Origin of the sequence: Oscillibacter hominis, assembly GCF_014334055.1 — a bacterium.
In the GTDB taxonomy this organism is placed as follows: Bacteria; Bacillota; Clostridia; order Oscillospirales; family Oscillospiraceae; genus Oscillibacter; species Oscillibacter hominis.
The window spans coordinates 998,856-1,018,668 of record NZ_CP060490.1; the positions used below are offsets into that span (position 1 = coordinate 998,856).

Here is a 19,813-nt window from a genome sequence, read left to right on the forward strand (position 1 = left end):
GGTGCGTTCACGAATTCTTCCGAAGCTCCGCCAGGGCCTCCACCGTGTCCACGTCGTGGAGCTCCTCCTCCGCCACTTCCAACAGGATGAGGCTCTCCTCGTGGGCGCGGATCACCATATTGCCGCCGTGGTCCTCTGAGAGGGAGAGCAGCTCCGGGAAGAACCGGGCGGGGAAGAGGCAGGGGTTGCCCCGGACGCCGCCGTGGCCCAGGGCCGCGATGTGGTCCGGCCGCTGCAGCCACAGGCCGATCAGCGCCTCGATGCTGCTCCGCCGCAGCAGCGGCTGGTCGGACACCTGAAAGAGGACGGCGTCACAGCCGGACAGGGCCTCCAGCCCCAGCCGGATGGTGTGGCTGATGCCCCAGTCGGGGTGGGCGTTGCGGATACAGAGAAAGCCGAACTCCCTGGCCATCTCCTCTCCCTCCGGATATTGGGTCACCACGGCGACGGTGGAGAACAGCTGTCCCGGTATGCTCTCCATGGCCCGGCGCAGCAGGGTTTTGCCCTCCACTTGGGCATAGAGCTTGTTGTCGCCGAAGCGGCGGGCATTTCCCGCGGCCATGAGGACGCATCCGATTTTCCGGTCCATTGACTCCACTCCTTTCTGGAAAAAGTATACCGTTGGTAGCATTCCCGGTCAAGGCGAAAAATAGCGCTGTTCTTTTGAGAATATAATGATGTAAAATGAACCCTGTGATATAATCTGTAGAAATAGCAGAAATAAGCCTGCGTAATCATGCACTTGCGCAGCAGGTAAAGGAGGCCATAAAATGAGTACAAGTGTAGGGCAGAGCAAGGTCCGCGTGGACGCCTACGACAAGGCGGCCGGCCGGGCCAAATATACCGACGACCTGTGCGACAAAAGCGCTCTGATCGCAAAGATCCTCCATTCCACCATCGCCCACGGCCTGGTGAAGTCTGTGGACACCTCTGCGGCGGAACAGATTCCCGGCGTGGTGAAGGTGATTACCTGCCTGGACGTGCCGAACTATAAATTCCCCACCGCGGGACACCCCTGGTCCACGGACCCAGCCCATCAGGATGTGGAGGACCGGCTGCTGCTGAACCGGCATGTGCGTTACTACGGCGACGATGTGGCCGTGGTGGTGGCTGAGGATGAGGTGGCCGCCATGCAGGGCGTGCGGGCGCTTAAGGTGGAGTATGAGGAATACCCCTTTGTGCTGGATGCACAGGAGGCCATGGCCGAGGGTGCGCCTCAGGTGCAGGAGGACTTTCCCGGAAACATCCTGGCCCACACCAGCATCCGCAGGGGCGATCTGGAGAAGGCCCTTCAGGAGCCGGGCCTCATCAAGGTGGAGGGCTGGTACGATACGCCCACAGTCCAGCACTGCCACATTGAAAACCACGTCTGCTTTGCCAGCATGGAGGCCGGGCGGATCACCGTGGTGACCTCCACCCAGATCCCCCACATCGTCCGCCGGGTGGTGGGCCAGGCCCTGGGCCTTCCCTGGGGCAAGGTGCGCATTGTGAAGCCCTACATAGGCGGAGGATTCGGCAATAAGCAGGACGCGCTCTATGAGCCGCTGTGTGCCTATCTCACCACCCAGGTGGGAGGACGGCTGGTGAAACTGGAGTGCACCCGGGAGGAAACCTTTGTCTCCAACCGTGTGCGCCACGCCATCCGCACCCATATCATCTCCTGGGTGCGGCCGGACGGTGCCATTGTGGCCCGGAAGTTTGAGGCGTTTTCCAACCAGGGCGCCTACGCCTCCCACGGTCACGGCGTGGTGGCCAAAGGCATGGGGGCCTTCCCGCAGCTCTACCCCTGCGACAATGTGGAGTGCGACTGCTGGTCTGTGTACACCAACCGCCCCGCCGCAGGGGCCATGCGGGGCTATGGCATTCCCCAGGCCATGTTTGCCGGCGAGTGCCACATCGACGACATCTGCTTAAGCCTCGGCATGGACCCGCTGGAGTTCCGCCGGAAGAACCTGATGCCGGTGGGCTATGTGGACGGCTTTTCCAAAAACGAACTCTATGATGATACCTTCAACCAGTGCCTTGACCGGGCCATGGAGGTCATCGACTACCAGCAAAAGAGGAAGGACTATCAGAACCAGACCGGTCCGGTCCGCAGGGGCGTGGGCTTGGCCGTGTTCTGGTACAACACTGCCGTCTGGCCCATCTCCCTGGAGTCCTCTTCCTGCCGCATGGTGCTCAACCAGGACGGCTCGCTCCAGTTCCAGACCGGCGAAACGGAGATTGGGCAGGGCTGCGACACCGCCTACACCCAGATGGTTGCCGACGCGGTGGGCGTACCCTTTGAGGATGTCCATGTGGTCTCCTCCCAGGATACGGATGTGACGCCTTTCGGCACCGGCGCCTACGCCTCCCGCCAGACCTACATCGGCGGCTTCTCCATCATTCAGACCGGCCGGCTGCTGCGGGAGCGGATTTTGAACTATGCCCATGAGTTGACCCGGATGCCGGCTGCCACGCTGGATCTGGTGGACGGCAAGATCGTCCGCAAGGGCGATGGACGGGTTCTGATGACCTTAGGCGAGCTGGCCACGGAGGCGCTGTACTCCACCACCAACAGCCAGCACCTCACGGCGGAGTCCACCGCCCAGATCAAGTCCAATGCCTACTCCTTCGGCTGCTCCATAGCGGAGGTGGAGGTGGACATCCCGATGTGTAAAGTAAAACTGCTGAACATGGTCAATGTCCACGACTGCGGCCGGCTCATCAACCCGGCCCTGGCCGAGGCCCAGGTCCACGGCGGCATGTCCATGGCCATTGGCTATGGGCTCAGTGAGGAGCTGAAGTTTGACGCCAGGACGGGCAAGCCGCTGAACAACAACCTCTTGGACTACAAGCTGTCCACCTGCATGGACCACCCGAACCTGGAGGCCCGGTTTGTGGAGAACCTGGAGCCCACCTCGCCCTATGGCACCAAGTCCCTGGGCGAACCGCCGGCCTGCTCCGGCGCCCCGGCCATCCGCAACGCCGTCTTGCAGGCCACCGGCGTGGCCGTGGACAGATGCCCCATCACGCCCCACATCCTGTTTGAAGCGTTCAAAGAGGCCGGGCTGATTACCGATTGAAGGAGGGATGAGCCATGTATGATATGAAAGCGCTGTATGAGGCCCGGAGTGTGGCCGACGCGGTGCGGCTGCGCCAGGAGCACCCCCAGGCCCAGATCATTGCCGGCGGTTCCGACGTGCTGGTGCAGATGCGGGAGGGGAAACGTGCCGGCGCGGAGCTGATCTCCATCTACGGCCTCGACGAGCTGCGGGGCGTTACCCTGGAGGCGGACGGCACGCTGCGCATCGGAAGCCTGACCAGCTTTTCCCACATCACCCGGGATCCCCTGATCCAAACGTACATCAACGTGTTGGGCCAGGCGGTGGATCAAGTGGGCGGCCCCCAGATCCGGAACATCGGCACCATCGGCGGCAACACCTGCAACGGCGTGACCTCAGCCGACTCCGCCTCCACGCTCCTCGCCTATGAGGCCATTGTGGAGCTCACCGGCCCCGAAGGGGTGCGGCGCGTCCCCATTGAAAAGTTCTATATCAAGGCCGGGGTGGTGGACATCCGCCCCGGTGAGATTCAGACGGCCCTCCTTGTCCCAAAAGACAGCTATCAGGATACCGTCGGCCACTATATTAAGTATGCCATGCGGAGCGCCATGGACATCGCCACCCTTGGGTGCAGTGTCAACGTCCGCCTGAGCGAGGATAAAAAGACCGTGCTCCGCGCCCGCGTCGCCTACGGCGTGGCCGGGCCGGTGCCCATGCGCTGCCCCGGCGCCGAGGCCAAGGCCAACGGCAGAGCGGTTTCGGAGGAGATGGTGGAGGAGTTCAGCCGCGCGGTGCTGGAGGACATCCATCCCCGCGACAGCTGGCGGGCCTCCAAGGCCTTCCGGGAGCACATTGCCGTGGAGTCGGCAAAGCGCTGCATGCGGGAATCCATCCGTCTTGCGGGAGGTGAGCTGTAATGGAGAGACAGTTTAAACTGGTGCGCTGTACCATCAACGGCAGGGATGTGGAGCAGATGGTGGATGTGCGTGCCTCTCTCACCGACATGCTCCGGGGTGACTACCGGCTGACCTCTGTGAAAAAGGGCTGCGAGGTGGGGGAGTGCGGCGCCTGTACCGTACTCATCGACGGCGAGGCCTATAACTCCTGCATCTATCTGGCGGTGTGGGCCGACGGCAGGCACATCCAGACGCTGGAGGGGCTTTTGGGGCCCAACGGAGAGCTCAGCGACATCCAGCAGGCTTTTGTGGAGGAAGCGGCCATCCAGTGCGGCTTCTGCACCCCCGGATTTATCCTGACGGCAACGGAGATTCTCAACTCCGGGAAGGAGTACAGCGATGAGGAGCTGCGCAAGCTGCTCTCCGGCCATCTCTGCCGCTGCACGGGGTATGAAAACATTCTGCGGGCGGTAAAAAAGACCATGTACCGCCGCTTGGGCAGGGAAGAGGAAGCCCTCAATCCATAAATATACAAAACGGCGCGTGGAGAAAATTCCACGCGCTTTTTTGTAACTTCCCGTAATTGACGTTGCGGCGATTTGGATTTATAATAAAGGCAAGCAAAGGAGGGGTCACTATGTCAACAAAAACCATCATCACAATCGGCAGGCAGTACGGCAGCGGCGGTAAGGAAATCGGTATCCGGCTGTCCAAAGAGTTAGGAATCCCATTCTATGACAAGGAGCTGCTCAAGCGTGCGGCGCAGCAGAGCGGCCTGTGCGAAAAGGTCTTTGAAAGCTTTGACGAAAAGCCCAGGAGCCTGCTGTACTCCATTGCCATGGACCCCTATGCGTTCTCCTTTGCCGGGGGCATGGAGGGGGATTCTCTGGAGCAGAGGGTGTATCTTGCCACCTTTGACACCATCCGCCGTCTGGCGGACCAGGGCCCCTGCGTCATCATCGGGCGGTGCGCGGACTATGCGCTGCAGGAGTATCCCAACCACCTGAGCCTGTTCATCCACGCACCCATGGACAAGCGGATCGAGCGGGTGGCCAAGCGGCTGGGCACCACGCCGGAGAAGGCCAGGACGGCGATCATCAAAACCGACAAGCGCCGGGCGTCTTACTACGAGTACTACTCTTCCCGCAAATGGGGCGACGTGGGCAGCTATGATTTCTGCCTGGACAGCAGCTACTTGGGCACCGGCGGGACTGTGGAGCTGATCCGCGCCATCCTTCAGGAGATTGAGCATCCCCATCCCAGCACCACGGAAGCGGACCCCGAGGAATAAGGACTTCGAATCAAAAGAGAGCGGGCACTTGCCCGCTCTCTTTTCGTCTGTTTTCGCAGTAGGCGGCCATGCGCCGCGCTCCGCCATGGCCTGAAGTGCCGCTTGCTTCCGGCAATTCCGGTGCATGCGCGTTAAAGAGGGGCTATGATTGCGATTGATCGTTCGCGCAAAAAGGGAAGACCTCGCGGAAGAGCCGATCACCATAGTCCTCCATCTGGGCGCAGTAGAGCCGGTAGGCGGCCAGGATCTGCTGCGCCTCCGCTGTCAGGACAGCACCGCCGCCGCCCCGCCCGCCGGTGGTGGAGGAGAGCAGCTTGCAGCCAAAGCCCTCCTCGGCGGCACGGACAATTTTCCACGCCTTGGAGTACGCCATATTCATGTGCATGGCCGCGGCGCGAAGGGAATGCACCTCGTCCACCAGGGACAGCAGCTGGGCGACCCCGGGGCCGAAGCACTTTTCCTCCGCAAAGAGGCGCACCGTCAATTTTACAGTCAAATTCTGCTTCATATCATTATTTTATCATTGATAAAATCGTTCGTCAACGTTTCTCGCAAAAGTTCGCTGATTCCTGTGTTGACAGGACTTGGAGGGCGTGTTACTCTAAGTGAGAATGCAGATGGAAGGCTTGTGAGAACATGGTTTGTTTTTGCCGCGCCCTGTCCATACAACCGGGCATCACCACGGTCATCGGAAGCGGAGGGAAGTCCTCACTGCTCTTTCGTCTGGGCCGGGAGCTTCCAGGGATGGTGATCCTATGCACCACCACCAAAATATTCCCCATTGGCCGGACACTCTGTAATCCTGAGGAAGAGGAAGTGCGGCAGGCGCTGAAGCGCTGGGGCACGGTGTGCATCGGAACGGACAGCCCCAATGGGAAGCTGGGCCCTCCCCGGCAGCCCATTTCGCTGCTGAAGGAGCTGGCTGACTATGTGATCGTGGAGGGGGACGGGGCAGCCGGCCTGCCGCTGAAGGCCCATGCGCCGCATGAGCCGGTCATTCCGTCGGAATGCGGGCAGGTGATCCAGGTGGTTGGGTTTTCCGGCATCGGACAAACCGTCCGGGATGCGGCCCACCGGCCGGAGCGCTATGCCCAGCTGGCCGGAGCGAATCTGGAGGATGCGGTGACGCCGCAGATGGCTGCCGCGGTCATCAGCCGGGAGGGCCTTTGCGGGCAGGTCCTGATCAACCAGGTGGACGAGCCCTCCCAACAGGCGGAGGAGCTGGCCTCGCTTTTGAAAGTACCGGCAGTGATGGGCTCGCTGAAGAAAGGATGGACTTCATGCTTGTTTTGATCCGTGGCGCGGGTGACATTGCCACCGGCATTGCGCTGCGCCTGCGACGCAGCGGGATTCAGGTGGTGATGACCGATCTGCCCTGGCCCACCGCCATCCGGAGGACCGTTTGCTTTTCCACGGCCATCACCGAAGGGGAGGCAAGCGTGGAAGGGGTGCGGGCGGTCCGGGCGGAGGACGCGGCCCAGGCGCGGCAGGTTCTGGGCCAGGGGGCCATTCCGGTCCTTGCGGACCCTGAGTGCCGCTGCCGGGAGGCACTGAGGCCCCGCGTGCTGGTGGACGCCATCCTGGCCAAGCGGAACTTAGGGACCCGGATCACAGACGCGCCGGCGGTGATCGGCGTGGGCCCCGGCTTCACCGCCGGGGAGGATTGCCACGCCGTGGTGGAGACCATGCGGGGCCATACCATGGGCCGGGTCATCCGGCAGGGCTCCGCGCTGCCCAATACCGGCGTCCCCGGCGAGATCGGCGGCTACGGGGAGGAGCGGGTGCTCCGGGCACCCTTTGACGGCATCTTCCGCCCAATCTTTAAGATCGGCGACCGGGTGAAGGCGGGCGATATTGTGGGCTATGTGGCGGATTACCCAATGGTGAGCAATATCGATGGGATTCTCCGGGGCATCCTGCCCGAGGGGACAAAGGTCCATACGGGGATGAAGAGCGGAGACGTGGACCCCCGGTGCAAGGAAGAGCACTGTTACTCTGTATCAGACAAAGCCCTGGCCGTGGGCGGCGGCGTGCTGGAAGCATGCCTGGCCCTGACCGGTGCGCTGGTGGAACAATAAAAGGAGAAAAAAGCTATGGAAGAACAGAACATCAAATTGACCAAGCTGGCCAAGTGCGCCGGCTGCGGCGCCAAAGTGGGCGCGGGCGTGCTGGCCCAGCTGCTGGATGGAATCAAGGTACATCACGACCCCAATCTGTTGGTGGGCTTCGACAAAAGCGACGATGCCTCGGTCTACAAGATCAGCGACGATCTGGCCCTGGTCCAGACGGTGGACTTTTTCCCGCCCATCGCCGATGATCCCTACCTCTTCGGCCAGATCGCGGCCACCAACGCCCTTTCGGACGTATACGCCATGGGAGGCGAGCCCAAACTGTGCCTGAACATCATGGCCATCCCTGAGGATATGCCCAAGGACGCGGTGCATCAGCTGCTCCGGGGCGGCTATGACAAGGTCTATGAAGCCGGCGCGCTGATCACCGGAGGCCACAGCATCCTGGACGACGAGCCCAAGTACGGCCTGTGCGTCACCGGATTCGTACATCCCGACAAGATGCTCAGCAACTCCAATGCCAAACCCGGCGACGTGCTGCTGCTGACCAAGCCCATCGGCATCGGCGTGCTGACCAGCGCGGCCAAGGCGGAGCTGCTGTCCAAGGAGGGCCAGGAGCTGGCCAACCGCATGATGACCACGCTGAACAAGGCAGCCCGGGACGCCATGGTGAAGTACGAGGTCCACTCCTGCACCGACGTCACCGGATTCGGCCTTTTGGGCCACAGCTATGAGATGGCCCAGGGCAGCGATGTGGAGATCACCCTTCATGTGGATGACATCGATCTGATTCCCGAGGCGCTGGAGTTTGCCCGGATGGGCGTCCTGCCCGCGGGCATGTACCGCAACCGCACCTTTGCCGCCCCCGGCGTGGACGCCGGGGAGGTAGAGCTTGCCAAGCAGGATCTGCTCTACGATCCCCAGACCGCCGGCGGACTGCTGATCGCGGTGGCGCCCCAGGACGCCGACGCCCTGTTTGAGGAGCTCAAAGGCGCCGTGCCCAGCGCCCAGCGCATCGGAACCGTAGGGGAGTACCAGGGCGGGGCACGCATCAAACTCCGCTGAGCGCCCTGAGGGCGGCAAGCGCCGCGTCCACGTCCTCTTTGCTGTTGTGAAAGCCCAGGGAGAAGCGGACCGTGCCCTGGGGAAAGGAGCCTAAGGTCTTGTGGGCCGATGGGGCGCAGTGGAGGCCGCAGCGGGTCAGAATCCCGAACTCCGTCTCCAGGCGGAAGGCGGCTTCGGCGTTGTCCAGGTGGAGAAAGTCCACGGAAATCACGCCCACCCGCCGTCTGAGGTCCCGGGTGCCGCACAGCCGCAGGCCGGGGAGGTCGGCAAGACCGTCCAAAAAGCGGCTGCAAAGCTCCATCTCGTGGGCGCGGAGCGCATCCACGCCCTGCTCCTCCACAAACCGCACAGCTGCCTCAAAGCCGTAGATGCCCGGCACATTGGGCGTCCCGGACTCAAAGCGGTCCGGCAGATAGGGCGGCAGGTATTCACTGTCCGAGGCGCTGCCGGTGCCGCCGGCAAGCAGAGGCGTCAAAAGCCCGGCAAAGTCCTCCCGCAGCACCAGCGCGCCGATGCCGGAGGGGCCAAGCAGCCCTTTGTGGCCAGGGACCGCCATGGCCGAGAGCCCGAAGCGCTGAAAGTCGATGGGGAAGTGGCCCGCGGTCTGGGCGGCGTCCAGGGCAAAGGGAATTCCGTGCCGGGCGCAGATGTCGCCGATGGCCTGGGCGTCCTGTACGGTGCCGCAGACATTGGAGCCGTGGGCCAGAATGACCAGCCGGGTATTTTTCCGGAAGAGGCCGGGCAGGGCGTCCACCTGCACCAACCCCTCGCTGTCGCAGGGGATGCGGTCCACCTCCACGCCCTCCATCCGAAGCAGCGGACGCATGACGGCATTGTGTTCCATGGAGCTGACGATGCAGTGGTCGCCTGGGCGCAGGAAGCCAGCGAGGATCATGTTCAGCCCGGCGGTAGCGCCGGGCGTCAGGATGACGTGGGTGGGCGGCCCGGAAAAGGAGAAGAGCCTGCCCAGCCGCTGGCGCAGCTGCAGCGTCACAAGCCCGGCGTCCTGCGCGCTTCCATAGACGGACCGGTTGATGGTGGCGCCTATGCAGTCCATATAGCGCTTCATACTGTCGCTGACACCCGCGGGTTTTGGAAATGATGTGGCCGCGTTGTCCAGATAGATGGTATTCATGAAAAATCCCTCCTGTAAAAGAGCATACCACATCAAGCGGGGAAAGTCATATGGAAAGAAACGATAAGAAGGGGAAGCGGATGCTGGAAATCAACCTAAGACAGCTGGAGGCCTTTGTGACCACAGCCGAATACAGCAGTTTTACACGCGCCGCGGAGGAGCTGTATTTGACGCAGTCCACCGTCAGCGCCCATATCCGCACCCTGGAGCAGGCGTTAGGGGCCCAATTGATCCTGCGGGGCGCCCGGAGAAAGGTGACGCTGACAGAGGAGGGCAAGCGGGTATACGGCGCGGCCAAGGACGTGCTCAACCGCTGCCAGGCCCTCCAGGAGATGACGGAGCGCGCCCGGGGCGGTGAACTGACCATCGGGGCATCCACCGTGCCGGCCCAGCATGTGCTGCCGGAGCTGCTGCCTGGTTTTTTGCACAAGTATGGGGACAGCCGCTACCTGCTCCGCCGGGGCGACAGCGCCCAGGTCCACAAACTGCTGGAGCAGGGCGAGGTCCGGCTCGGGTTTGTAGGCGCCGCCCTGGACCGCAAACGCTATACATACCACACCCTGATGGAGGACAAGCTTGTGCTCATCAGCGCCAATACCCCCCATTTCCAGGAGTACCGCACCCGGGGAAGCGGCGGGCGCCCGCTCTTGCTGCAAGAGCCCATGATCTCCCGGGAGGAGAGCTCCGGCACCAAGCAGGTGCTGAACCAGTACCTGAAAAAGTGCGGCCTGACGCCGGAGGAGCTTCAGATCGTGGCGCGGATGGACAGCCCCGAGACCATCAAAAACACAGTGGCCCAGGGGATGGGCATCTCCGTGATCTCGGAGCTGGCGGTGCGGGAGGAAGTGGATTCGGGAAAGCTGCTGGCCTTTGACTTGGACGATGGCGGCGTGTACCGGAAAATCTACCTTACCTGGCGCAAGGAGGAGACCCTCAGCAGGATCGAGCAGGAGTTTATCAGCTATATCCGCGGTGAGATCAGAAAGAGATACGATCGTTTTTAGCGATCGTATCTCTTTGCTATCGAAAACGGGAATTGGATATTTGTCCCACCAGCTCCTATAATGTACCTTGTCAAAACTGCGGAGATCCGCGGGAAACTTGTGTGAATAGGAGCATAGAAATGAAAAAGATCAACTGGATTGTAGTGCTTGCCGGCGCGGTGGTAGGCGCGGCGGCCGTGGCGCTGACTGCCCTGGGCAATCCCGCCAACATGGGCTTTTGTATCGCCTGCTTCCTGCGGGACATCGCAGGCGCGGTGGGTATGCACAGCGCGGCAAAGGTGCAGTATGTCCGGCCGGAGGTCATCGGCCTGGTGCTGGGCGCCTTTATCATGTCCGTGGCAACTAAGGAGTTCCGCGCCAAAGCGGGCTCTTCTCCCGCCACCCGCTTCGTGCTGGGCGCCTTTGTCATGATCGGCGCGCTGGCCTTCCTGGGCTGCCCGCTGCGCATGGTGATCCGCCTGGGCGGCGGAGACGCCAACGCCCTGGTGGGCCTCCTGGGCTTCATCATCGGCATTGTCATCGGCGTGCAGTTTCTCAAGCGGGGATTTTCCCTTAAGCGTGCCTACGAGGTGGGCAAAAGCGAGGGCGGCGTGCTGAGCGCGCTGATGGCAGGCCTTCTGATCCTCTTTTTGGCGGTGCCCGCCCTCTTCCGCTTCAGCGAGGAGGGGCCTGGTTCCAAGCACGCTCCGGTGCTGGCTGCCCTTGTGATCGCCCTTGTGGCGGGCGCTCTTGCGCAGAGAGCGCGCCTTTGCATGGTGGGCGGCATCCGCGACGCCATTTTGTTCCAGGACTTCAAGCTGCTCTATGGCTTTGTGGCCATCTTCCTGGTGGTTTTGGCAGGCAACCTGGCCTCCGGCAGCTTTAAGTTCGGCTTTGAGCTGCAGCCCATCGCCCACAGCAGCCACCTGTGGAATCTGCTGGGCATGACCGTTGTGGGCTGGGGCAGCGTGCTGCTGGGCGGATGCCCCCTGCGCCAGCTGATCCTGGCCGGAGAGGGCAATGGCGACTCCGCGGTCACGGTGCTTGGCATGGTCGTGGGCGCCGCCTTTGCCCACAACTTTGGCCTGGCTGGCAATCCCGACGCCCTCAATGAGGCCAAAGAAATCGTGGTGGGCGGCATCTCCACCGCCGGCAAGGCCGCAGTCATCCTTGGACTGCTGGTGATGCTGGGCGTGTCGGTGTGGAACCTGCCCAAGAAAGAATCCGTCAGTGCCTCCGTGGAAACGGTTTGAGAAAGGGGAACATACGATGGTTGTTGATGCAAGAGGATATTCCTGCCCCATGCCCGTGGTGATGGTGCAGAAGGAAGTGAAAAGGTCCGCGCCCGCCTCTCTGGAGGTTCTGGTGGACAACCAGTGCTCTGTGGAGAATGTCACCCGCTTTGGGACAAGCTGCGGCTATCAGGTCTCCGTTGCTCCGGAGGGCCGGGATTTTCGGCTGAGCCTGAGCAAATGAGCTTGTACATTGCCACCTTCCACACCCACCTGTCCGCCCTGATGACCAGCAGGACGCTGGCCGGGCAGGGGATCCGTGCACGGATGATGCCGGTCCCCCGGAAGCTGAGCTCTTCCTGCGGCACCTGCATCCGCTACGAGGCGGAGGGACCGAACCTTGCCGCCATGGACGTGGATGTGGAACGGGTCTATCAGGTGGGAGCGGACGAACAATACACGCTGCTGCTGGAGCATCAGTAAAGAAGCGGCCCCCCTTTGGGGGCTGCTTTCTTTTCGGATTTCCCCTTTTAAAGGGAGCAGAAGTGTGTTACACTACAGGGGAACAGGAGGAGTGTCATATGGTATTTAGAAATGAAGAAGAGTCGCTGAAGGTGGAAGTGGCGGCCTATGAATTCCCCGATGGCGTGGATGAGGATGCCAACTGGCTGGTGCTCAAGGGCACCTACACCGATTCGGAAGGGAATGTCACCATTGACCGCAACAGCTGCCTGACCACCTCTGAGCTTCAGGAGCTGATTGCCGGGCTGAAGGTGCTCTCGGCCGGGATCAAGGGGCTGTATGAGAGCGAGTTCGCCGAGCCCTACTTTGAACTGACGGTGGAGCAGGTGGGGGAGGATGCCTATCAGGCCGCGGTGGCGTTCACCATGCTGAACGCTCCGGAGGACTGGGACACGGTGGAACTGGAACTGACGGCCACCAAAGCGGACCTGAAGGATTGGATTGCCGATCTGGAACAGGCGGAGAAGCGCTTTCCCGTCAAATAGCGTACAAAAGAAAGGCAGGGCGCGCATTGCGGCGCCCTGCCCTTTTTTCTTCAGATGCAGCGCAGATAGGCCAATATGGCGGCATCGGGCGAAACCGCTTTTTTGCACTGCCTGCCACCTGGACAACATCCAGATGCAATCGCCCAGATGCTGGAAGGAAGCAAGAAAAGGTGAACCCTTCGGCATATAAAAAGAGGTGCGGAACAATCCGCACCTCTTTTTTAGCAAGGAAGAAGTTACAGGGTGTTGGCCTCATCCACCACCTGGCGGATGGCTTCGGCCGCATCGGCAGGCAGCTTGTTGAAGCCGCCCTCAGCGGTCTCTAAGTTCAGCACGTAGTCCAGGCGATCCTGCATGCGGGCTTTGAGCTGGGCCACATACTCCTTGTCGGACAAATCGGGCACAAAGCCCTCCCACTCATAGATATCAATGTCGGAGAAGGGTCCCCAGGGCTTAAACTGGGCCTTGCCCTCCACAACAGCCTCCAGCACTCCAAGAGTGTCCTCCTTCTTCACCTTTTTACCCATGAACTCGCCGGTGTTGATGATGTAGCATGCCACATTCTTTTCCGCCACCAGCTTCTTGAACTTTTCGTAGTCGTTGACCAGGGGATAGGTGCGGAAGGGATTGGCGTAGGGCTCCACCACCAGGGCGTTGGGGTCCACGCCCGCCTTCAGCCGCTCGGCAGAGGAGCGCTTGGTGGCCAAAGTGGCGCCCATGACGGAGGCAAGGGATGCGCCCTTGAGTCTGACAATGGGGGGGATGGTGGGATCCTTCATGATCCAGAAGATGGCGTTGACGGGGGATTCGATCTTATCCACCCGGTTGGGGGACCACAGCTTGGACTTGATGGCCCGGCCATTGCCGTTGCGCACGTCCTCGGTGACCAGGACCACCTTGCCGTCCTCGTCCAGCGTGGCGGAGCAGTTCTGCACCGTCAGCAGGTACTTGTTGTCCTCGGAATTGACCGGATAGTCGGCGGTCTTGTCGAAGTATGTAGGCTCCAGAGCGATGGAGGAGCAGGTATCGGAGTTGATGATGAACGCATCGTCATGCAGCACCTTGATGGAGGGGTACTTCCCGCCGTGCTTGGCATGGGTCAGAGTGGACTTCCCGGAGCCGGACAGGCCGAACACCGCAGCCACAAACTTGGAGCCGTCGTCCAGGGTGTATTCCTTCTGGCCGCCGTGGCAGGAGGCATAGCCGTTGCGGTTGGCAATGGCCCAGGCCAGGGTCAGGGTGCCCTTCTTGTGTTCGCCGAAATAGCGCATGCCCAAAATCGCTGCGCAGTTGGTGTCGGTGTTGAAATAGCACAGGCACTTGGGGTCGCATACATCCTCCTGGCCGGGAGCGCCCGCCCACTGGGGATCGGAGAAGATATAGATATCGGGCTCTTTGCCGTCGCCCACGCTCTTGGATTCCTTGTACATCTTGACGTATTCATCGGACATGTACTGGAAGTTCAGCATCCAGGAGTAGAGAAGGTTCTCCTCTCCCTTGGGGATCAGCAGGTGGGCCTTCACCATGAATTCAGGGTCCAGGCCAATGAAGACCTCAGCGTGGTACATGGTCTTCCAGCGGGTGTCATAGACCGCGTCCATCAGGATTTTATCCAGTTTGTCGTTGTTGACGCCGGGCTTGCCGGTGATGCGCCGGGCGGGAGCGTAGCGTCCGGTGATGGAGCCGTCGTTGAACAGCAGCACCTTGGCGTCGGCGTCCAGGCCAAATTCCTCACCGCGGTAAACCGGCATGTCCGTGACGACGGTGCCGGGGGAGTTCTTCGCCAGCTTATAGGCCTCCTTCAGAGAGTTGACCTTAATGACATTGTTTCCATAAAATGGAGCCTCGATAATCGACCGGGTTTTTGCAAACCCAACCTTTCCAGGACCGATTTCGGTCCGAGCGTAATGGGATTTAGTAGACATAACTCTTCCTCCTTGTTGGATTCGTTCTTTGTGCGGATTTCCAACTGACAAACGAGTACCTCAGGAAAAACCAATCATCCGTACTTACCTACAGTATAGAATAAGCGGCAAAAAATAGCAAGAAGTATTTACCTGTCGCCTGACTGGTAAAGACGGTCAGACAGGGCCGCCATCTCCTGCAGCGACAGCCGTTCCCCCCGGATGTCCGGGGGCAGGCCGCAGGCGGCGATGGCGTCCCGGAGAGCTTCCTTGCTGTAGGTGCTCCCAAGGGCGGAGCCGAGGCTGTTGAGCAGGGTTTTGCGCCGGAGGGCAAAGGCTCCCCGGGCCACGCGGAAAAAGAACGCCTCATTTATGGGGGAAACGGCGGGCGTCTGCCGCATCCGGCAGCGCAGGACCGAGGAGGTGACTTTGGGCGCGGGATAAAAGCAGGCGGGGGGCACGTCAAACAGCAGCTCCGGCTCTGTGTAATACTGCATGAAGAGGGAGAAGGCGCCATAGTCCGGGCTGCCGGGTGCGGCACAGATCCGGCGGGCCACCTCCCGCTGGATCATGACGGTGAGGCCGGTGAAGCAGCCCGCCTCCACGATCCGGGTCAGCACCGGTGTGGTGATGTTGTAAGGGAGGTTGGCGCACACCATGGGCCGCAGGCCCGGCAGGTGTTCTGATGCCAGCTGCCTGAGGTCCATCTTCATTACGTCGCCGGAGATGACCTCCACGTTTTCGCATTCCGCCAGCGTTTCCTCCAGGACAGGAAGGAGGGTGCGGTCCAGCTCCACAGCCGCCACTTTGCCGGCCCGGCGGGCAAGCTGCACGGTCAGCGGGCCTATGCCCGGTCCGATTTCCAGCACACCGCAGCTGCTGTCCGCGCCGGAGGATTCGGCAATGTCCCGGGGGACGGATGGCTCAATGAGGAAGTTCTGCCCCATGGATTTGGAAAATCGAAACCCATGGCGCCCTAATAGTGCTCGTATGGTGGTTAAGTCACAGAGATTCATATACGTCCGCCTTTCGGAAGTTTGCATTCAATCAGGGTATCCAGTCTATGGGGAGACAATGTGACAATCACCGGACCGGCCGGCAGATCCCGCTTGGAGTGGGACAAGCGCCGCAGGCTCCGTTCAGGCGTGATGTCCGGAGATGCTTGAAACCGCCTGAAAGCGGCTGTCTGCGGCGGCCGGATGTAGTCCCGGCGCATAATTATTATATCAGATTTTCAGGAGGAAGAAAGAGAAAAAACGCTCCCGGTCGTCAAACCGGGAGCGTTTGCTCAGCCAAGCACGTAGACAGTACAGTTGCGCCGTCCGAACTGAATGCACTCATTGTAGGTTTCATAATAGAGGTCCAGCCGGTTGCCGCGAATGGCTCCGCCGGTGTCCTCTGCCACAGCAGTGCCGTAAACGACGCTGCCGTCGCTGCTGACAATATACATCTTGGTGCCGTAGGGGATTGTGTTGGGGTCCACAGCCACGGTGCCGTGGCGCACCGTGGTGCCGGTCGAGGTACGGGTTCCAACACCATCGTGGCCGCTGGTATAGGCGGTGGCAGAGCAGGTGATGACCTTTTCATAGGGCATGGTGGCGCCTGAGGCAAAGGTCAGATAGCCGCTGCCGTCGCTGCTGGCGTTCACTTTGGCGATCCGGTCGGACCGGTCCACAGAGGTGACTGCGGTGCCGTACTCAACCACCTGATCCACAGAGGTGTCGCCGCTTTCCTCCACCAACTGGCGGGAAATTTCCTGGCCGTTGGCATAGATTACCTCATAAGTGGCGGTGACAGTGCCGCTGCGGCCCTGCTGGGTCACGGTTTCCGTGCCCTTTGCCATGGCGGGGTTGGCCACACGCACGGTTTCAAACGGCTTTTCCACCTCAGTCTTCTCATAGAAGGTGAGGTCAGAGGCCACCGTGATCTTCATCACAGGGGCGCCCAGGTCCACAGCGATCATATCCAGAGGACCGGGCTTAATGTGCATCCGGTTCAAAAGGGCGGTAACCGTCTCCTGGCGGGATGTAGTGGAAACGGATGCGCCGTCGTAGGAGATGGAGACTGCGGTGCCGTCGTTGAGGATCACCTCAGGGTTGGCGGAGCTGCCGCCGATGGTAATCAGCCTGGAGGAGAAGTCGGCAGTGTCTGCGGAGTCGTCCAACACCAGAGCGGTATCGTCTGTGCCGGTGAGGATATACAATGCGTCAGCCTTCTCAGATCCCAGGAATGTGCACAAAACCAGAGCGGTCGTCAGGCAGCAGAAAAACGTGCGCCAGAAAAACGCGGCATGGGTTTTCACATTTCTAAACATAAGAGACCTCCTGAAAAATTTTCCAATCCAATCATTTCCTCTTTTTGCATTTGCTATTCAAAAAAATAACAGAGTGAAAACGACTTGTAACTTTTGTTACCGGCTGGAAAACTTGCGTCAGTATAATACATCCCACCACTTTTGTCAAGTTTTTTCCGATAAAACCGTGTGTAATCCCCCACATGTGTTGTAAATTCCGGATTCAAATGAGGCAAGAACACTCCAAATATATGCAAAATGGTAACAAATGATTACAAAGCAATTGGGAGATTTCCGGAAGATCAGAATAAAACATGAGAAAGATTCATAACAGATGATAACTTGTTCCAAATGCTGGTTTGGCGCATAAAGCAGGGAATCAGCGCGAAAAGAGAGGCTAAAATTTGAAAAAAATGTAAGAACAAGAGGAAAAAGGGAACGATTCAATGAAAACAGAGCTGATTTTTTGTGTACTTTGACAGTATAAACTCTCATGTATGATATGCAATTACAACGCTTTACGAATGGGATAAGATGCAATAGAATAACCTCAGAGAAAAGAAAGTGCAATACCCGGATTCCAGTTTGCTCCTGTTTTCCATTTGCCGAAATGGGATTTTGTATCCTATTTTCTATATACCTCCCTACTCTCTCTTTATTTTGCAAAAGGAACCCGCTGCCAACAGGCAGCGGGTTCCTTTTTGATCTAACTGCGGCTCAGGGAAGGGTGGGGACGATGCGCTTGGCATAGGAGACAAATTTCCGGGCGGCCGGAGACAGTGCCTCAAAGGAGGGGGCGACAATGCCGATGGTGCGGTACTGGGGAGGGTCCAGTTCCACAATCGCCACCTTGCTGGGGTTGCCCTTGAGCAGCATCTCATAGCTCAGGCTGACACACAGTCCCTTTTCCACCATTGCAATGGCCGCATAGTCATCCATGGTGGAGAAGGGGCAAGCCGGCTGCACCTTTGCCTCCTTCAGCACCCGCATGATGTCGTAGTCCACACCCATGGAGGGAATGACAAACGGCTCATTCTGGAAGGCGGAGATGGGATAGCTGTCAAAATTGGCGCAGGGGTGGTTCAGCGGTAAGATGGCGAGAATGGGGTCCCGCTTCAGCGGGAACCAGTCGTAGTGCATATGGGGCTGGAAGCTGCAAAAGGCAAAGTCCAGACGGTTTTCCTCCAGCAGCTTCTCCAGCTCCTGGGTGGAGCCTTCGATGAGGTGCAGCATGATGTTGGGATAGTCCCGGTGGAATTCGTCGATGATGTTCGGCATCCAGGAGATGGATATGCTGGCGAATTCGCCGATGTTGATCTCGCCGGTATCCAGACCGTTGAGCTCCGAGACGTTCTGGTTCAGATGATGGTTGGCATTGACGATGGTCCGGATATAGGGCAGGATGGATTCGCCGCCCTTGGTCAGCGTGACGCCGGAGCGGCCCCGTACCAGGAGGGGGAACCCAAACTCACTCTCCAGGCTTTTCATCATGTGGCTGATGCCCGACTGGGTATAGCCCATCTCCTCTGCGGCGCGGGTGAGGCTGCCGCAGTCCACGGCCCGTAAAAGCACTTCGTACTTGGTAATATCCATAAATAACACTCCCATGAAGATTCTGCATGGAATCTCAGACAATAATTCAGTAGTTGCATTGTATGCCACAGAGCAAAAAAAGTCAAGAACTGCCTGAAAGGTTGCTTTTTCTCACCAACTTGGGTAGAATGTGCTAAAAAGGAGGGAAATCGGTGAAGCGGGTGTTGAAATGGGGGCTTTGCCTCCTGCTTGTGCTGATTCTGGCTGTGGCGGGATATGTGATCTACGCCTATGCAGCCTATTACCGGGTGGAAGACGGGCTGGAGCTGGACGTCAACCGCAATCAGGAGGCCCGGGTGGAAGCGGATACATTATATAAAATAGTGTCTTATAATGTGGGGTTTGGCGCCTACAGTGCCGACTACAGTTTTTTCATGGATGGAGGCCGGGAATCCCGGGCCAGATCCAAAGAAGCGGTGGAGGAGAATATCGGCGGCGCCCTGGAAGCGGTGGCCTCCCAGAATCCTCAATTCGTCCTGTTCCAGGAGGTGGACATAGGCTCCACCCGGAGTTATCAGGCAGATGAGCGGGCGATGATCCAGGAGCGGATGGCAGGGTATGGCGGGGTGTTCGCCCAGAATTACGATTCCCCCTATCTTTTCTGGCCGCTGAACGAGCCCCACGGAAAGTCCCGGTCCGGTATGCTGACCCTTTCCGCGTACCGAATTGGAGAGAGCCGGCGCCGAAGCCTTCCCGTGGAGGAGGGGCTGTGGAAGTTTCTGGATTTGGACCGCTGCTACAGCGTAAGCCGCCTTCCAGTGGACAACGGGAGGGAGCTGGTGCTGATCAATGCCCACCTGTCGGCCTACACCAAGGACGGGAGCATTGCGGACGCACAGCTTCGTCAGCTTGCGGCCCAGATGCTGGAGGAGTACCAAAAGGGGAACTATGTGATCTGCGGCGGCGACTTCAACAAGGACTTGCTGGGGGATTCTTCCGCCGTGTTCGGCGTCTCGGGGGAGGAGTACAGCTGGGCCCAGCCGTTTCCCGTGGACTCAGTGCCGGAGGGGTTTACCTTGGTGGCGCCCCTGGATGAGGAACGCCCGGTGGCGTCCTGCCGCAACGCGGACCGGCCCTATGACGCCGCCACCGCATACACGCTGACGGTTGACGGATTTCTGGTCTCCGACAACGTGTCCGTGGAAAAGGGAAGCGTGGTGGATACCGGCTTTGCCTGGTCGGACCACAATCCGGTCTATCTGGACTTCCGCCTGAACGGTGAAACTTAGGGAAGCGGAAGAATCAGCCCCGGGCTTTGTAAAAGCAATCAAGAACCGTCCAGCCAAATAGGCTGGACGGTC

The 19,813-nt window shown here is 59.9% G+C and carries 20 protein-coding genes; 13 read left to right on the plus strand and 7 right to left on the minus strand.

The annotated features are described in order from the left end of the window. Positions 1–7: 7 nt before the first annotated feature. Positions 8–589: a nucleotidyltransferase family protein gene (locus tag H8790_RS04940; protein ID WP_187333818.1), complete on the minus strand. Its 582-nt coding sequence runs from the start codon at positions 587–589 to the stop codon at positions 8–10. A gap of 181 nt (positions 590–770) precedes the next feature. Here H8790_RS04940 and xdhA point away from each other — a divergent pair, with 181 nt between their 5' ends. The 4 genes from xdhA (at position 771) to H8790_RS04960 (ending at position 5,231) form a co-directional block, all read left to right on the plus strand. Next, the gene (gene xdhA, locus H8790_RS04945) at positions 771–3,065 is read left to right on the plus strand and encodes a xanthine dehydrogenase subunit XdhA (protein ID WP_187333819.1); all 2,295 of its coding nucleotides are present in this window, start codon (positions 771–773) and stop codon (positions 3,063–3,065) included. A 14-nt stretch (positions 3,066–3,079) separates the two neighbouring features. Beyond that, positions 3,080–3,961, plus strand: coding sequence for a xanthine dehydrogenase subunit XdhB (xdhB, locus tag H8790_RS04950; protein WP_187333820.1), 882 nt, complete (start codon positions 3,080–3,082; stop codon positions 3,959–3,961). Then, complete coding sequence (gene xdhC / locus H8790_RS04955; protein ID WP_187333821.1) at positions 3,961–4,467, plus strand: xanthine dehydrogenase subunit XdhC; 507 nt, start codon at positions 3,961–3,963, stop codon at positions 4,465–4,467. The genes xdhB and xdhC overlap by 1 nt, the downstream gene beginning before the upstream one ends. A gap of 110 nt (positions 4,468–4,577) precedes the next feature. Beyond that, the gene (locus H8790_RS04960; protein WP_187333822.1) at positions 4,578–5,231 is read left to right on the plus strand and encodes a cytidylate kinase-like family protein; all 654 of its coding nucleotides are present in this window, start codon (positions 4,578–4,580) and stop codon (positions 5,229–5,231) included. A gap of 142 nt (positions 5,232–5,373) precedes the next feature. Here H8790_RS04960 and H8790_RS04965 read toward each other — a convergent pair whose 3' ends face one another. Beyond that, positions 5,374–5,739: a winged helix-turn-helix domain-containing protein gene (locus H8790_RS04965; RefSeq protein ID WP_187333823.1), complete on the minus strand. Its 366-nt coding sequence runs from the start codon at positions 5,737–5,739 to the stop codon at positions 5,374–5,376. A gap of 128 nt (positions 5,740–5,867) precedes the next feature. Between H8790_RS04965 and yqeC the strand changes: the two genes are divergently transcribed. The 3 genes from yqeC to selD are packed head-to-tail and all read left to right on the plus strand — an operon-like array spanning position 5,868 to position 8,365. Further along, positions 5,868–6,524: a selenium cofactor biosynthesis protein YqeC gene (gene yqeC / locus H8790_RS04970; RefSeq protein WP_187333824.1), complete on the plus strand. Its 657-nt coding sequence runs from the start codon at positions 5,868–5,870 to the stop codon at positions 6,522–6,524. After that, complete coding sequence (gene yqeB / locus H8790_RS04975) at positions 6,512–7,309, plus strand: selenium-dependent molybdenum cofactor biosynthesis protein YqeB (protein WP_187333825.1); 798 nt, start codon at positions 6,512–6,514, stop codon at positions 7,307–7,309. The genes yqeC and yqeB overlap by 13 nt, the downstream gene beginning before the upstream one ends. Before the next feature lie 15 nt (positions 7,310–7,324). Further along, a complete protein-coding gene (gene selD, locus H8790_RS04980; RefSeq protein ID WP_187333826.1) occupies positions 7,325–8,365 on the plus strand; it encodes a selenide, water dikinase SelD in 1,041 nt (346 codons plus the stop codon). Here selD and H8790_RS04985 read toward each other — a convergent pair. After that, positions 8,352–9,500 carry an aminotransferase class V-fold PLP-dependent enzyme gene (locus H8790_RS04985; RefSeq protein ID WP_187333827.1) on the minus strand — a complete coding sequence of 383 codons (1,149 nt, stop codon included), beginning with the start codon at positions 9,498–9,500 and terminating at the stop codon, positions 8,352–8,354. The two genes, selD and H8790_RS04985, sit on opposite strands and share 14 nt — an antisense overlap. 50 nt (positions 9,501–9,550) lie before the next feature. Between H8790_RS04985 and H8790_RS04990 the strand changes: the two genes are divergently transcribed. The 5 genes from H8790_RS04990 (at position 9,551) to H8790_RS05010 (ending at position 12,722) form a co-directional block, all read left to right on the plus strand. Further along, positions 9,551–10,504, plus strand: a complete 954-nt coding sequence (locus tag H8790_RS04990; protein ID WP_187333828.1) for a selenium metabolism-associated LysR family transcriptional regulator — start codon at positions 9,551–9,553, stop codon at positions 10,502–10,504. A 101-nt stretch (positions 10,505–10,605) separates the two neighbouring features. Beyond that, positions 10,606–11,736: a YedE family putative selenium transporter gene (gene yedE / locus H8790_RS04995; protein ID WP_404821709.1), complete on the plus strand. Its 1,131-nt coding sequence runs from the start codon at positions 10,606–10,608 to the stop codon at positions 11,734–11,736. A gap of 16 nt (positions 11,737–11,752) precedes the next feature. Further along, complete coding sequence (locus H8790_RS05000) at positions 11,753–11,959, plus strand: sulfurtransferase TusA family protein (protein ID WP_187333830.1); 207 nt, start codon at positions 11,753–11,755, stop codon at positions 11,957–11,959. Further along, positions 11,956–12,198 carry a DUF3343 domain-containing protein gene (locus tag H8790_RS05005; RefSeq protein WP_187333831.1) on the plus strand — a complete coding sequence of 81 codons (243 nt, stop codon included), beginning with the start codon at positions 11,956–11,958 and terminating at the stop codon, positions 12,196–12,198. Before H8790_RS05000 ends, H8790_RS05005 begins: the two co-directional genes overlap by 4 nt. A 98-nt stretch (positions 12,199–12,296) precedes the next feature. Next, on the plus strand, positions 12,297–12,722 hold the full coding sequence (locus tag H8790_RS05010) for a WapI family immunity protein (protein ID WP_187333832.1): 426 nt from the start codon (positions 12,297–12,299) through the stop codon (positions 12,720–12,722). Between the two features lie 236 nt (positions 12,723–12,958). Here the strand turns inward: H8790_RS05010 and H8790_RS05015 are convergent, their stop codons facing one another. The 4 genes from H8790_RS05015 to H8790_RS05030 all read right to left on the minus strand — a co-directional run bounded on the left by H8790_RS05015 (position 12,959) and on the right by H8790_RS05030 (position 18,512). Beyond that, positions 12,959–14,647, minus strand: a complete 1,689-nt coding sequence (locus tag H8790_RS05015; protein ID WP_187333833.1) for a phosphoenolpyruvate carboxykinase (ATP) — start codon at positions 14,645–14,647, stop codon at positions 12,959–12,961. A 128-nt stretch (positions 14,648–14,775) separates the two neighbouring features. After that, the gene (rsmA, locus tag H8790_RS05020) at positions 14,776–15,642 is read right to left on the minus strand and encodes a 16S rRNA (adenine(1518)-N(6)/adenine(1519)-N(6))-dimethyltransferase RsmA (RefSeq protein WP_187333834.1); all 867 of its coding nucleotides are present in this window, start codon (positions 15,640–15,642) and stop codon (positions 14,776–14,778) included. A 272-nt stretch (positions 15,643–15,914) separates the two neighbouring features. Further along, positions 15,915–16,940 (minus strand): 3D domain-containing protein, encoded by a 1,026-nt coding sequence (locus tag H8790_RS05025; protein ID WP_187333835.1) that lies wholly within the window; start codon positions 16,938–16,940, stop codon positions 15,915–15,917. A 696-nt stretch (positions 16,941–17,636) separates the two neighbouring features. Beyond that, positions 17,637–18,512 (minus strand): LysR family transcriptional regulator, encoded by an 876-nt coding sequence (locus H8790_RS05030; protein ID WP_187333836.1) that lies wholly within the window; start codon positions 18,510–18,512, stop codon positions 17,637–17,639. A 152-nt stretch (positions 18,513–18,664) separates the two neighbouring features. Here H8790_RS05030 and H8790_RS05035 point away from each other — a divergent pair, with 152 nt between their 5' ends. After that, complete coding sequence (locus H8790_RS05035) at positions 18,665–19,741, plus strand: endonuclease/exonuclease/phosphatase family protein (protein WP_187333837.1); 1,077 nt, start codon at positions 18,665–18,667, stop codon at positions 19,739–19,741. Positions 19,742–19,813: the final 72 nt, after the last annotated feature.